At 47.6% G+C, this 14047-nt stretch carries 14 protein-coding genes; 9 read left to right on the top strand and 5 right to left on the bottom strand.

The window, feature by feature from the left end; translation table 11 throughout:
• The first annotated feature begins 13 nt into the window (after positions 1 to 13).
• The 4 genes from ACVWXZ_RS00300 to ACVWXZ_RS00285 all read left to right on the top strand — a co-directional run bounded on the left by ACVWXZ_RS00300 (position 14) and on the right by ACVWXZ_RS00285 (position 5839).
• A complete protein-coding gene (locus tag ACVWXZ_RS00300; protein ID WP_457402124.1) occupies positions 14 to 853 on the top strand; it encodes a VWA domain-containing protein in 840 nt (279 codons plus the stop codon).
• An 11-nt stretch (positions 854 to 864) separates the two neighbouring features.
• Complete coding sequence (locus tag ACVWXZ_RS00295) at positions 865 to 1629, top strand: protein phosphatase 2C domain-containing protein (protein WP_414388693.1); 765 nt, start codon at positions 865 to 867, stop codon at positions 1627 to 1629.
• A gap of 7 nt (positions 1630 to 1636) precedes the next feature.
• Complete coding sequence (locus ACVWXZ_RS00290; RefSeq protein ID WP_457481993.1) at positions 1637 to 3220, top strand: hypothetical protein; 1584 nt, start codon at positions 1637 to 1639, stop codon at positions 3218 to 3220.
• A 435-nt stretch (positions 3221 to 3655) separates the two neighbouring features.
• Positions 3656 to 5839 (top strand): DEAD/DEAH box helicase, encoded by a 2184-nt coding sequence (locus ACVWXZ_RS00285; protein WP_457402120.1) that lies wholly within the window; start codon positions 3656 to 3658, stop codon positions 5837 to 5839.
• Between the two features lie 289 nt (positions 5840 to 6128).
• Here ACVWXZ_RS00285 and ACVWXZ_RS00280 read toward each other — a convergent pair whose 3' ends face one another.
• From ACVWXZ_RS00280 to ACVWXZ_RS00270, 3 genes are read right to left on the bottom strand one after another with little or no spacing between them, the layout of a single operon-like run.
• Positions 6129 to 7121, bottom strand: a complete 993-nt coding sequence (locus ACVWXZ_RS00280; protein WP_457402118.1) for a permease — start codon at positions 7119 to 7121, stop codon at positions 6129 to 6131.
• Between the two features lie 15 nt (positions 7122 to 7136).
• Positions 7137 to 7379: a thioredoxin family protein gene (locus tag ACVWXZ_RS00275; RefSeq protein WP_457392600.1), complete on the bottom strand. Its 243-nt coding sequence runs from the start codon at positions 7377 to 7379 to the stop codon at positions 7137 to 7139.
• A gap of 41 nt (positions 7380 to 7420) precedes the next feature.
• A complete protein-coding gene (locus tag ACVWXZ_RS00270; RefSeq protein WP_457402116.1) occupies positions 7421 to 7834 on the bottom strand; it encodes a heavy metal-responsive transcriptional regulator in 414 nt (137 codons plus the stop codon).
• A 207-nt stretch (positions 7835 to 8041) separates the two neighbouring features.
• On the opposite strand from ACVWXZ_RS00270, the gene ACVWXZ_RS00265 reads away from it, so the two are divergent.
• The 5 genes from ACVWXZ_RS00265 (at position 8042) to ACVWXZ_RS00245 (ending at position 12523) form a co-directional block, all read left to right on the top strand.
• Entirely contained in the window at positions 8042 to 8953 is a 912-nt protein-coding gene (locus tag ACVWXZ_RS00265; protein WP_457402114.1) for a CPBP family glutamic-type intramembrane protease, read from the top strand.
• A gap of 288 nt (positions 8954 to 9241) precedes the next feature.
• The gene (locus ACVWXZ_RS00260; protein ID WP_457402112.1) at positions 9242 to 9733 is read left to right on the top strand and encodes a hypothetical protein; all 492 of its coding nucleotides are present in this window, start codon (positions 9242 to 9244) and stop codon (positions 9731 to 9733) included.
• Positions 9734 to 10213: 480 nt separating this feature from the next.
• Complete coding sequence (locus tag ACVWXZ_RS00255; protein ID WP_457481992.1) at positions 10214 to 11341, top strand: putative CRISPR-associated protein; 1128 nt, start codon at positions 10214 to 10216, stop codon at positions 11339 to 11341.
• Positions 11342 to 11834: 493 nt separating this feature from the next.
• Positions 11835 to 12029, top strand: a complete 195-nt coding sequence (locus tag ACVWXZ_RS00250) for a PIN domain-containing protein (RefSeq protein ID WP_202943711.1) — start codon at positions 11835 to 11837, stop codon at positions 12027 to 12029.
• Between the two features lie 203 nt (positions 12030 to 12232).
• Positions 12233 to 12523 (top strand): nucleotidyltransferase family protein, encoded by a 291-nt coding sequence (locus tag ACVWXZ_RS00245; RefSeq protein WP_011432542.1) that lies wholly within the window; start codon positions 12233 to 12235, stop codon positions 12521 to 12523.
• 290 nt (positions 12524 to 12813) lie between these two features.
• On the opposite strand, the gene ACVWXZ_RS00240 is transcribed toward ACVWXZ_RS00245, so the two are convergent.
• Together ACVWXZ_RS00240 and aat are read right to left on the bottom strand one after the other, a co-directional pair.
• The gene (locus ACVWXZ_RS00240; RefSeq protein WP_011432541.1) at positions 12814 to 13314 is read right to left on the bottom strand and encodes a low molecular weight protein-tyrosine-phosphatase; all 501 of its coding nucleotides are present in this window, start codon (positions 13312 to 13314) and stop codon (positions 12814 to 12816) included.
• Positions 13315 to 13451: 137 nt separating this feature from the next.
• Complete coding sequence (aat, locus tag ACVWXZ_RS00235) at positions 13452 to 14030, bottom strand: leucyl/phenylalanyl-tRNA--protein transferase (protein ID WP_457402257.1); 579 nt, start codon at positions 14028 to 14030, stop codon at positions 13452 to 13454.
• Positions 14031 to 14047: the final 17 nt, after the last annotated feature.

Below are 14047 nucleotides of genomic sequence, written 5' to 3'. Positions count from 1 at the left end.
AAAGGAAATCGCAATGCCATATCAAGCCGAAATTAGTCGAGCCAATCCGAGTTGTTTCTTGTTCCTCATTGACCAGTCGGGATCGATGTCAGACCCGTTCGGTGGTAGTGGGCCAAACAAAAGAAAAGCGGATGGTGTCTCCGATGCAATCAACAAGCTGCTTCAAAACTTAGTCATCAAGTGTGCCAAGAGCGATGGAGTTCGAGACTATTACTATGTTGGCGTAATTGGTTATGGTGCTTCAGTCGGTTCAGCCTTTATGGGCTCTCTCGCTGGCAAGGATTTATCACCCATTAGCCAAATCGCAAATTCACCGGCTCGAATCGAGGAGCGTAGCAAGAAAGTGGATGATGGAGCCGGCGGGCTCGTGGAACAGACTATCAAGTTCCCAATTTGGTTTGATCCCGTCGCTAACGGAGGAACTCCAATGTGCCAAGCATTAACGCAGGCCAAGACGATCGTTCAAGACTGGATTGCCCAGCACCCTTCCTGCTTTCCTCCCATTGTGATAAACATAACAGACGGTGAGGCGACAGATGGAAACCCTTCTGATGCTGCAAACGAAATCAAATCATTAGCGAGCTCTGATGGTAACGTTTTGCTATTCAATGTTCACTTGTCTTCTCAGAAGGCTAATCCTATTGAATTTCCAGACTCCGATAGCGGACTGCCCGATGAGTTTGCCCGCTTACTCTTCAGTATGTCGAGCATACTGCCAACACACATCCAGAATGCAGCAAAACAGGAAGGATATCATATCTCGGAGGCAAGCCGTGGGTTTGTTTTCAACGCTGATATCGTTTCGGTAATTCGTTTCTTGGATATTGGAACGCGTCCAAGCAATCTGCGCTAGTTTTGGAACCTATGAGACTCTCACTACACCATTTCTGGCTGCAAAAGCTTGGCAATGAAGAAGCCGATTACGAGGACGCTTTCGCCCCCAAAATAGATGGCATAATCGATCAGGAGACTTTTGCAATAGCTATTGCCGACGGTGCAACTGAGAGTTCTTTTGCATCCGATTGGGCTAAGATGCTCACTCGTGCTTTTGTCAAAGAACGCTTCACGAACATCCAGGCTCTGCAGGCCCGCACGGAAATATTATCGAAGCGATGGCACACTTTTGTAAACCGTAGACCATTGCCTTGGTTTGCAGAAGAAAAGGTTCGCCTTGGAGCCTTCGCAACGCTGCTCGGCGTCGAACTCACCTCAAACTCAAACGATTCAAACGAATCGGGATCTTGGTCAGCAATAGCAGTCGGTGACAGTTGTCTCTTTCAAGTCCGCAATGATGATCTTGTCCTCTCTTTTCCCATTTCCAGCGCAAGCGAATTTGGAAGTTCTCCGACTTTGCTTTCCACCAATTTGGCCCGCAATTCGCAACTCTGGGAGAAAGTCAAGCGCCAAACTGCAGAATGGCAATCAGGCGATCTCTTGCTACTTGCCACAGATGCCCTCGCGTGTTGGTTCCTCACCGAGCATGAGAACAATGAAAAGCCCTGGAACATTCTCTACGGTTTTACCGAGAATTCGTCGCCTCAGGAATCATTCAAAGCGTGGGCGAATGATGCGCGTCGTTCTACCCGCCTGAAAAATGATGACATCACCTTACTCTTAGTGAGGCTCTGAATTTGTTATGCCATTACCAAGAGGCGATGAATACTTAGCTGCAGTTCAAAACCCCAACACAGCTTTCAGCGATCCGGAATTAAAGGTTTCCATCCCAGAACCTGATCAGTTCGGAATTCCTAAGCCTTACTCCGGAGGGTTCACAACCACATTTCATCTCAAAAATCATTCGCAACATTGGGCAGTCCGCTGTTTCACCAGAACCATTCCAGATTTGCAGAGACGCTATGAAGCTATTGGGCGGTTCCTGCAAACCTGTACAGACGGTTTTTTTGTAAAGGCCATTTGTCTTAATGAAGGAATTAGAGTTGGCAACCAGTGGCATCCCATCATAAAGATGCAGTGGCTCGATGGCGAAACTCTGAACACCTTCATCGACCGCAATATCAATATCTCTAAGCCTGGAGAGATTTCTAAGCTCATTCCAGAGTTTGTCGATTTGGTGCAACGTCTCGAAAGCCTCAAAGTAGCTCACGGGGATCTCCAGCATGGTAATATTCTCGTCAAGCAAGGGAAGCTCTACCTTATCGATTACGATGGATTCTACCTCCCCGAACTCTCCAGCCTTAAGACAAATGAGATCGGACATCTTAACTATCAGCATCCTTCAAGAACCGCTGCTCATTACAATTCAACGATTGACCGGTTTTCGGCCATCGTGATATATCTCGGTCTTTCAGCGGTCGCCGCTTCGCCCCCTCTCTGGCACAAGTACAACAACAGCGAGAATATCCTATTTTGCTCAAATGACTTTGCAGATGTCGAGTCATCTCCACTTCTCATTGACATTTCTAGAATCTCCCAACTTGCCCCTCTTGTGGAGAGATTCAGGGGTGTTTGCAGGCTCGAATTCGATAAAGTTCCGTCTCTTGATCAGTTCATTTCTGGCAACTTCACCTTTCCAAAGATCACAGTCCGCCCTCCCGCTCCAGCCGTTACTGTTCCCCAAAGGCGCAGCCAGTATCCAGTCATTGACGCTTCTCTTTCTGGCTCACTCTCAGAACATATCGGCGACCGGGTGGAAGTAATCGGACTGATTACCGATTACCATTCTGCACAAACTAAGCACGGACAACCTTACATATTCCTCAACTTCGGTTCTTACCCACACCAAACCTTTACACTTGTTTTGTGGTCGACTTCCCTGGATGCGTTCCGCCGTGATAAAGTTGATCCTCTTTCTCTCGTTCACAAGTGGGTCAAAGTTACTGGCGTAATTGGTAGGTATCGGGACAGACTGTATCGGGACAGACTGCAGATGACAATTGAACTTCCGTCTCAAGTTCAAATATTGTCAGGCGAGGAAGAAGCTCGCCAATGGCTTGGAGTCAAGCCGTCTGTATCGCTATCTCCACAGATTCGACGCCCAATTTCACAACCTGACGAATCAGTTTTTAATACTATCTATTCGGGCAAACGTGCTACTCCTAGTGGTACTCCGTCATCGACCACATCTCCGTCAAAGAAATTTGATTCTTCCCACGGCATCCTTGGCGGATTAATACTCGGAATCGTCGGTGCATTAGTTTTGGGTTTCTGGGGTTTCGTGGCAGGCGCCGTGCTCGGTTACCAAATTGGCAAGCGATTATGAAAGGACAACACACTCTATGAGCTGGCGATTCAGAAAAATCTTCCGTTGGGGTCCATTCCGCACCACTTGGACAAAACGAGGCTGGGGATCCTGATGCTTTTGGGGCTGATGGGTTACCCAACATAACAAGTCACTGCACCCGACCTTGAGGTAGATTACTGATTGGGATCCTTGGTTTGGGGTGGCGGGTGAGTTCGGCCGTTATGTTGCCAGCGCCAGAGCTGTGCCTTGTCAAGGCTGTTGGTGAAGGGGCGCTGGCGTCTGTGGGTAGTTGAACCGATCGGTGGAAAAATTTACACAACATAACAAGTCACTGCACCCGACCTGATGTTAAAATTCGAGAAATACCCAAAACTGCTGGCGGCGGGTGAGTTCAGCCGTTATATTGCTTGTCTTATTAGTCAAATAGATTTAGTTTAGTCATTTGGAGACAGCATGTCAGAAGGTAAGTTCCAGAACTATGCTCCACTTAACCCAAACACAGCAGAGAAAAAGTTTTGGGAATGCCTCAAAAAGACATTTCAGAATGAGCCATGCGTAGCTTACTTTAGGTATCCAATTTTTAAACGCACAGGCAATCTCACCAGAGAACCTGACGTTATCTTTATGCACAGAGATTTAGGATTGTGGGTATTTGAGTGTAAAGGGTGCAGTATCGCTAACATTGAAAGTATCGAAGGGCATCAGTGGAAAATGACTAATTGGCATAGGGAAGAGGAATTGCCTATGCTTCAAGCTGAGGATGGCATGTTTGCAATAAGTGCGAAACTCACAGAACGAAGAGAAACACGAGGACTGGTCGCCTCACACTACAGAGTGGTATTACCCTTTGTTAAAGAGCAAGAATGGCAAGATAAAGGATTTTCTGACTTGCCGTGTACCCATGGCGTTGTTTTGCTGGAGGAGGATCTGAAGCCATCGACTCTCCGAGAAAAACTACAGTTGGGCGCTTGCGAAAATCCACAGCGTCCTCTATCTGATGAACAGTGGCAAAACATAGTTGCTTTACTGGGCGGTTCGCTACCAAGACAAGAAGCTAGAGCCATACCCACAGGAACACCACCCGAAAATCCTTTAAGAGTCATCCATTATCTGGAATCTCGCCTTCGTTTTCTGGACGATCAACAGCAAAAGGTAGCTTTTGAGGTTCCAGATGGCCCTCAGCGTGTTAGAGGATTAGCAGGAACAGGGAAAACCGTTCTATTTGCCAAGAGAGCCGCAAAAATCCATGCCGCGCACCCTGACTGGAAAATTGCTTTTGTTTTTTTTACACGGGCACTTTACGACCAAATCATAGGTTTAATTGGTCTTTACTATCGTGAAATGGTTCGGCAAGATGAAGGAGATGTAGAACCAGACTGGCACAATGTACAAGTACTACATGCTTGGGGTTCAAGAGAGCGTAACGGTTTCTACCGTAACTTAGCCCAAAAATCGGGAATACGTCCTCTGAGTGTCAACGACGTTAAACATAGTCTTGGACGCTCCTGCTCTCCGTCAGAAGCTTTTCAATACATCTGTGATTCTTTAGAAGAAAATGTACCAAACATACCTGTACTTTTTGATGCGATCTTGATAGACGAAGGACAGGATTTGCCCCCATCCTTCTATCGATTAGCTTATAAAAGTTTATCTGACCCAAAACGACTTTATTGGGCATACGACGAAGCACAGGGGATTGGAACCCTGACGGTACCTCGTCCTTTGCATATCTTTGGGCTTAATCCAGATGGAACACCAGTAGTAGATTTAGGTGGGAACAAACTTCCTGATGGAACCATAACCAGCCCTACCTACGAAGGAGGACTGCGCAAGGCACACAATTTAAACCGATGCTACCGAACACCTAAAATGCTTCTCATGGCTGCTCACGCTATCAACATGGGCTTACTGCGACAAGAGGGTTGTTTGCAAGGAGTGAGTAACAAAGAGGATTGGGAAAAACTAGGTTACACTGTTCTGGATGGAGATTTTTCAGATGCAAGTGTCAAAGCTGGCAAAACAGTCACAGTTACGCGCGAGGCAAAAAACAGCCCTCACCCCATAGACAGTGATGATTTTCCTCACAAGGACGCTTTAGGCTCACCTTTACGCATCCAGACTTTTTCGGATGAGTTGGAAGAGCAGGAATGGATTGCTCAACAAGTGGAGGAAGATCTGAAGTTAGGCTTCGACCCTTGGGACTTGTTGATTACTTGCCCCACTGGTGATAAAGAACAGCAGTACTTTGAAGCAATAAAATCTAAACTCTCAAGGCGAGGTATCCAAAGCGTTATTGCAGGTGTTGATACAAATCTGGATATCTTTCGCATGGATAACTGCATCACGATCTCAACAATTTTCCGAGCCAAGGGCAATGAGGCGTGGAAGGTTTATGCTTGCAGATTTCATTGTGCTACCCAGCCATTAGCTTGGAGAGGAGAGTCAGAACTACAGAAGCGTAACGAAGCCTTTGTTGCACTTACACGAGCGCGTATCTGGTGCGTTGTAACTGGGGTTGAGGGTGCGAGCCCAGTTTTTGAAGAATTGAGAGCTATTGTGCAACAGTACCCAAATCTAACCTTTAAAGCATTCAATCAATCCTCATTGAAAAGGATTAATGATGAAGATTTTGAATAGCAAATTAGAAACTCGTATCAATATTTGCTACCAATTGTAAGTGCAACATAACAAATCACTGCACCCGACTTGAAGCTATACTTTAGTCATTACCCAAAACTATAGCTAGGTAGGTTAAGGTTGTCGCCTTAAGATTCTGGGAAACCAATGTGGGGCTACGCCCAGCGACCCATATCATGCCAACCTTTGTATGCTTAGCTATACTGGTGGCGGGTGAGTTCAACCGTTAGATGCCCTTATTCCCTGGTTGTGGCTATCCTCCCAGTCCTGATTGAGAGCAAAGGGGTAGTTAGACAAGGAGTGCATTAAACAGGTAGCCGATACTGATGATTCCAAAAGTCATTAGGCTAATAAACACAGCTAAAAGTTGAGGGCGAAGAACTTTTCTCAGGATGACCATCTCAGGCAATGAGAGAGCCGTCACAGCCATTGTGAACGCTAATACAGTACCCATCGGCATTCCTTTGTTAACCAATGCTTCGGTAATTGGCATAACACCAGCAATGTTTGCATAGAGAGGTACACCCAACACTACAGCAACAGGAACAGCGAATGGGTTGCTAGACCCTGCTAATTGTGTAACTAAAGTGGTTGGGACATAGCCATGAATTCCAGCACCGATCGCAATACCGACAACGACATAAAGCCATACCGATCGCACAATTTCACTGGACTGAAACCATCCCTGCTGAAACCTCTGTTTCCAAGTGACATGATTGGCGTTAAGGTTGTCCTCTTGAGCATTGTCTTGGTGGGCTTTTTGAAATTGCCATACAAAAGATTCAACCCATTTTTCCAACTTGAGCCATCCGATGATATAACCAGCTAAGATCGCTAATCCAACCCCAAAGCCAATATATAGAAGTGTGACTTTTAACCCGAATAACCCCCACAACAGTACAACAGCTACTTCATTTACCATTGGGGCAGAAATCAAATAAGAAAATGTCACACCCAGAGGGATACCTGCTTCCAAAAAACCAATAAATAGGGGTACGGCAGAACAAGAGCAAAAAGGTGTGACAATCCCCACCATCGCCGCTAGAATATTTCCGCCCAAAGTGCGCTTACCTTCTAACCATTGCCGCACGTTTTCAGGTTGCAAAAAACTCTGAAATGTTCCCACAACAAAACTAATAACAATCAATAAGGTCAAAACTTTGGGGACATCGTAAAGGAAAAAATGCAAGCTAGCTCCGAGATGAGATTCAACTGACAGTCCTAATAGACGAGTGACGATCTGTGTTGCCAGCCAGTCGAATGGATAAAACGGATCGAACATTGTTTGTCCTCTCTTCTACATCTGTAAGAGTCGCTGAATTTCCTCACTGGTCATCACTTTACCTTTACCCACGACCTTACCATTAACAGTCAGTGCAGGTGTAGACATAACTCCTCGCTTGGCAATTTCAATGGGGTCAGTAATGTGAAAAATTTCTGCTTCTAGGTTAAGTGCAGCGATCGCTTCTCTGGCATTAGCTTCTAGTTGCTGACATTTTTTGCAGCCTGTTCCCAGTACTTCAACTGTGATCGGTTTCATAAGAATTTTCCTCCCAATGTTTACGTCAGATCGCAATAGCATTAATTTCTCAAAGGCTTGACTTGAAACTGATCTAGGACAACGCATTCTTGATCATTTTTTTGCAAATTGGCATAGCACTGTTGAGCCAGTGGTGTTAGCTCATTATGAAGAATTTGTAATTGGCGAATCGTATCTTCAATTTCATTAACTTTTTTGCTGAGACGTTCATAAACCGCCTGACAAGTGAGCGATCGCCCATCCTTTAACGCAAGAATGTCTTTAGTTTCATCTAGACTAAGCCCCAAAGATTTAGCCCGTGTAATAAAGGTAAGCCGCTCCACATCTTGTTGACTGAATAGCCGATACCCTGCTTCTGTGCGCTGTGGGGATGGAATTAACCCAATTCGCTCATAAAAGTAAAGGGTTTGTGGATTAATATCTAACAGACGCGAGACTTCCCCCACTTGAAACATTGACATCACTCCATTACAGCCTGATAAGCTCATAGTAAACCTTATACTTTGATATAAGGTCAAGGGTCGTCAGGTAAAGTTTGTTAAAGTTGTCAGGTTGTCAGGCATCTAACACTGCGTTGGTGCGGACGGAACAGAGGTTATTGGTGGGTATTCTAAGGTTATCTGCCGCCACACAACTTCACCGTTATGCGGCAGGACCTCCCGGTGTACTCTGAAACCATGCGACCATCGAGCATGTGTCGTCGTCACCCTCTTGCAACGTTCTTTGCTCTCGCCTATGGCATTTCGTGGGTACTCTGGGCACCGCTGTGGCTGCCTGCGTTTGGCATACACGGGTTGCCGGTAATTCCTTATCACCATGCACTCGGCGCCTTGGGGCCAATCACCGCAGCCTTCCTCGTGTCCGCCATGGAAACCGGGCTGGCGGGACCGGCGGATCTGCTACGACGCATGGGTTTGTGGCGCGGGAGACTCGTCTGGGTCGCAGTCGCGCTCTTTGCCCCCTATGTTCTTCTTGCACTCGCCGTCGTTGCGGCATCGCTGCTGAATGGGGAGAGCGTGTCGCTGTCGGGCGTCGGCAGATCACGCGAATTCTTGCAGTTTTCAGCTCTCGGATTCCTTGTTTACAACATTGTCTCGTTCGGCTTTGGCGAAGAGGCGGGCTGGCGAGGGTTCGCCCTTCCTCGACTGCAAACCCGCCATTCCGCTCTGGTCGCTTCGCTGCTACTTACGTGCGGATGGGCGCTCTGGCACCTGCCGCTTTTCTTTTACCGCCCCGGCTATACCAGCATGAATGTGCCAGGCGTCACCGGTTGGTTCTTCAGCTTGCTCACGGGTGCGGTATTGCTCACATGGCTTTATAACGAGAGTCGTGGCAGCATTCTCGTTGTGGCGATTTTTCATGCTACGGTCGACGTCGCTTTTACCTCGGATATTTCCTCGCCGTTCGTGGTCAACATCACTGGAGCGCTAATTACGTGCTGGGGAATCATCGTACTTATCGCTGCGGGGCCTCGCTATCTGGCAAGGCGCGGCAAGATGGTCAGGCTGCATGTTGGCGACAGCGTCACCGGATTCGTTCACCGTGACGGCCAAGTTAGTCAGCCTGCCGCATAACAATGCGATGCAGCTGACGGCGCTCCGCGCCGCAGCTGATCGCCATCGTTATGTCGCCAGCGCCAGAGTTGTGCTTAGCCAAGGTTGTTGGTGAGGGGGCGCTGGTGTCGGTGGGTAGTGGAAGCGACTAGTGAAAATTTACACAACATAACAAATCACTGCACCCGTCCTGATGTTACAATCCAATCACTACTCAAAACTACTGGTGGCGGGTGAGCTTAGCCGTTATGCCAAATTAGAGATAGAATACAGTATGGTGATAATGGTATTGCATTTCAACTCATTTGGTTGCTTATAGGTGTTTTAAGTGGATTTGCTTTTTATAACTCGATTATTCAGGTTCTGCTTATAATCCCAAATATTCAAAGAATTATATCTACTTATTGGCTAGGGCTTGCACTTCTGTCTCTTTTTATTTCAATCTTATGTGGTTGTATTCTTCTTGGGCACGAAAAAGTTACCACCTTTGACAAAGAAAAATACAGAATTGTTCAGAGAGTCGCAGGATACTTGAGCATAAAGCGATATCTCTATAAACCTAGAATTTGGAGCTTAAATGAACTTCGTTCTGTAATTATTGAGGAGCTTGATGATGGAGAAACACTTTTTTACTCTCTTTTTCTGCGAACAGGTTCGGGGGAAATTATTCCTCTGTCAAATGAAAAGTTTAGTAGCTATGATGCGAGAAAAGACGCTGAAAAGATTTTATTGTATGTGGGGCTGTCAATTGACAATATTCAAGAAGAAAAACGAAAGGGATATGAATTATGGAAGGGTTGAGGCATAACAAATCACTGCACCCAACCTGATGCTATAATCCATCCATTACTCAAAACTAGTGGCGGGTGAATTCAGCCGTTATATTGCCAGCCCTGGTAGATTGTGGATGATTGGGTCAAAGGATCCCTGGGGAGGCTGGTCTTGGAGGATCCAGATAGATCTAGGTAGAGAGAGTCACCCAACATAACAAGTCACTGCACCCGACCTTGAGGTAGATTACTGATTGGGATCCTTGGTTTGGGGTGGCGGGTGAGTTCGGCCGTTATGTTGCCAGCGCTAGACTTGTGCCTAGTCAAGGTTGTTGGTGAAGGGGCGCTGGGGTCTGTGGGTAGTTGAACCGATCGGTGGAAAAATTTACACAACATAACAAGTCACTGCACCCGACCGTATGCTAAGCTGTTCATATCATCCAAAGCCAGTGGCCGCGGGTGAGTTCAGACGTTGGGCGGCTTCGCCTAAGTTCAAGTTGGGAGAGATTTTATGCCCCAGAGAAATACTTTGATATGCACGGTTGGAACAAGTCTTTTTGAAGGCAACTTAAGTCGTTTGTCAGCAACTACACCCAATGTGCCATCAAATTGGGAAAATATTCGCAAGGCTTATGATGAACAAAATTGGACAAATTTAGCTGAAGAGATGCTTAGAGTCTCGCCAACCGACAGAGTGTGCGGCGCTGAAATCAACACAATAGAAGAAGCCCGAAGAAAAAGCTGGCTTGAACTTGAAAATCTAATTTTTCTTGTTTCGGATACTCCTAAAGGAAAAAACACAGGAGAATTTCTAAAGCGCTATTTTGAACGACGTACCGACCTCAATTTACGAAATCTCGAATATCAAACTGTTGATAATCTTCAAGATGAGCGCCCCACAGATTTTAGAGTTCACGGCTTAAGAAATCTTGTTCGCAAAGCTGGCGAATATATACAAAGATTTGGTGGTGCTGAATATGTCGCCATTGACGCAACTGGCGGATACAAAGCGCAAATAGCAATAGCCGTTATTGTTGGGCAGGCATTGAACATACCTGTTTTTTATAAACACGAGAGATTTTCGGAAATTATAGATTTTCCTCCGTTGCCCATATCATTCGACTACGAAATTCTTGCACAAAATGCAGATGTACTAACAGACTTTGAACGCGGCGGAGCGTTTTCGCGCAGTGAATTAGGTGAAATTGACGAAAAGCTTCGTGTTTTATTGGCAGAGATTGTTGTTGATGGGGAGTCTGTTTACGAATTAAGTCCGATAGGGCAGATTTACTTAACAGGTTTTCGTATCCGCAACCCAAAGCCGGTAAGACTAATACCAGCCGAAAATAAAAAAGAGCCATCGTTTAGAGATGACCATTACCCAATTGGGTTTAGAGATTTCGTGGAAAAAGTTTGGCGGGAAAACCCATGGATAGTAACAGCGAACTCATTGCCTTACGACAAGCAGAAATCAATTAAGGGTATTGGATTCTATGTTCGAGAAGAAGATGGCAAGCTTATAGGAACGTTCCAAGATAAAAATAATTTTGGCGCAAGGTTTTGGATTCATGTTACCGATGAATCTTCAATCGCCTTAGCATGGGCGGCAGACACCTTAAACCGGAAGTACAGACCATGAACAACAACTACGCCGCCCAACACGCGCTTCCACCTGACACCGCTCCGCTGCGCTTCGCGGCGCAGGTGAAGCGCAGGCCGTTAGATGGCTGATCGATGCGGTTCATAATGAGAAGTCTGCCGATGAAGAGATGTATAGCTCTCAGGGTTATGGCCTCGGCGCTGCTCGTCTTGCCACTGACATCTGTACCGACTCACGCTCAGGGAGGGCGCGCTGATATTGAGATCGATTTCGGCGCGTGTACTCCTGAGCGGCGGTTGGTCTTCTTCGCCTTCGGCTCTACGACCATCGAAGTGGCGGGTAAGGCGGGGGGGAGATGCGTAATGAGGTACGGGACCGAAATCGAGAATCCGATTTGGGATGGGTTCCTTGATAAGACATGCAGGGTGCCACTGCAAGCAGGGAGGCTAAGGTTCACGGTGAGGGATGACGGGGTTGATTTCTCCCCCCTCAAGTCACACTGTGTTCCCACCCCACGTGTAAAGAAGAAGAATTGAGCGATGTCCTGCGGCGCAAAGGATTTGAAAGGTATATAACCGAGGAAGAACGGATGGAGTTCTTGAGCACTTTCGTTAGAGATGGCGTCTTGGTGGAGATTGTAGAGCGCGTGGCGACGTGTCGTGATCCCAAAGACGACAAGTTTCTTGAACTGGCTGTTAATGGCAAGGCAAGATGTGCGTGCCGTTAGATGTACCCAGAGACAAGATGATGAGCAAGCTCAAATGCCCTCATTGCGGGAACCCAGGGATCCCTGTCCTCTGCAAGGTGTGCCTCGGCTCAACTGTGCCTGCGACCTGCAAAGCGTTATGAATCTTTGTTTGAGTCGTAATTGAGAGGAAATAGGTGAGCTATAATTCCTAATGGACTTTTCTTTTCATTGCAGGTTGGGTAATGCAAAAACAGGAAGTCCTTACATTACTGGCAAATCACCAGAACACTCTGAAGGACTTTGGCGTAAAGTCTCTAATGCTCTTTGGTTCAGTAGCAAGGGATGAAGCGCAAACAGACAGTGATATCGATCTGCTAGTAGAGTTTGACCGTCCAGTTGGATTGTTCACTTTTGCACGCTTGAAACGATATCTAGAGGAAATTTTAGAGAGTCCGGTTGATCTAGGTACGCCTGACTCCCTCAAGCCCTATCTGCAAGAATCCGTTCTCCGGGAGGTGGTTCGTGCCTTCTAGAGATTGGCAGAACAGAGTAAGATCGGAAATAGAGGCAATTAAGTTAGATGAGGATCCCTCTGGGCCAGGATATATGGTTGTTTCAGACTGCAGGAAAGCAACTTGGGGATCCCAGGTTCCCATAGTCTGCTTTGGGAGACAGATAAGGGGTATGTTTGTGTTGGCCGGTTAGAGATCGAAGGCAGGGCAAATGTCCCAGACTTATTCGGAACGACTATCGCGAACGGAGCTATTGTACTGGCTACCGTCTCATCGCCATTTGAATTGACTATAAGTAAACACACAAGCTCTCAAGCACGGGGCGGCAACGGTGGGCATTGGATCCCGGGAACCAGGGATTCCAGCAAGCCGCTACAGGCATCCCAGAGCAGCTCGATCACGTAATGGAATCCAGCCTCACCCCCGTAGTAGGGATCCGGAACTTCTTCGTCAGAATGAGAGCGGCAATAGCTGCACATCAGGCGCACTTTCTCGGCATATTTTCCCTGGGGATCCAAGCTGAGAATGTCGCGGTAATTTTGTCGATCCATAGCCAGGATCAGGTCAAACTCGCGCAGGTCGGCAGGTCGAATCTGGCGGGCCTTGCCTTGTAGCTCTAGGCCATAGCATCGGGCTGCTTGTTGCATGCGCCTATCTGGGGGGCTGCCGATGTGATAGGCTGCCGTACCTGCTGAGTCGCAGATAATTGCTTCCTTATGGCCGCTGCTGCGCAAAAGGTGATTGGTGATGCCCTCAGCAGTAGGAGAGCGACAGATGTTACCCAGACAGACAAACAGAAGCTTTTGGCTCATGGCAACCTCCCCATCGGATCCCATGTGTGGGCCCACCACAGGATGTATCCGCCTGCAACAGCGGGACGGATTCCCTTTCTATTTTCCACCAAGAGCCGCTGCAATGTTTTGTCGGCGGCTATCGTAACATTGCAGATTTAATTGAACCGACAAGGGATCCCCAGGCACTGCTGCAATAGCTTCAGGTACTCTTGTCCATCCATGAGAAAGGCACCAAAACGGGCCAGGTGCGGGTTCATCAACTGAGCGTCGAATAGGCGAAAGCCCCGCTCCCGTAAGTGCTCCACCAACTTCACCAAGGCCACCTTCGAGCCGTTGGGGATGCGGTAGAACATCGACTCGCCGATAAACGCCGCTCCAAGGGCAATACCCAGGATCCCGCCTGCCAAGGTCTCTCCCTGCCAGGTTTCAAAGCTGTGGGCAAAGCCAGACCGGTGCAGAGCTGCGTAAATCTGCTTCAGCTCGGGGCTAATCCAGGTTTGGGGACGAGCGGCACAGCCCTCTACCACCTGCTCAAAAGCACAGTTCAGCCGCACCTGAAAGCGATTGCTGCGCACCAAGGGCCGCAATGAACGGGGGCAGTGGAATCGCTCATCGAGGGGGATCACCGCGTGCCGGTCGGTGCCGTACCAGGCCAGGGATCCCGTCTCTTCGTCGGCCATCAGAAAGTAGCCTTGGGCATAGCCTGCCAGAATGGTGGCCAGATCCACCTGCATTGCCTCAGTTGCGCTCC

It is taken from the genome of Thermostichus sp. MS-CIW-38 (assembly GCF_054058415.1).
This window is presented reverse-complemented; position numbering and strand designations above follow the sequence as displayed.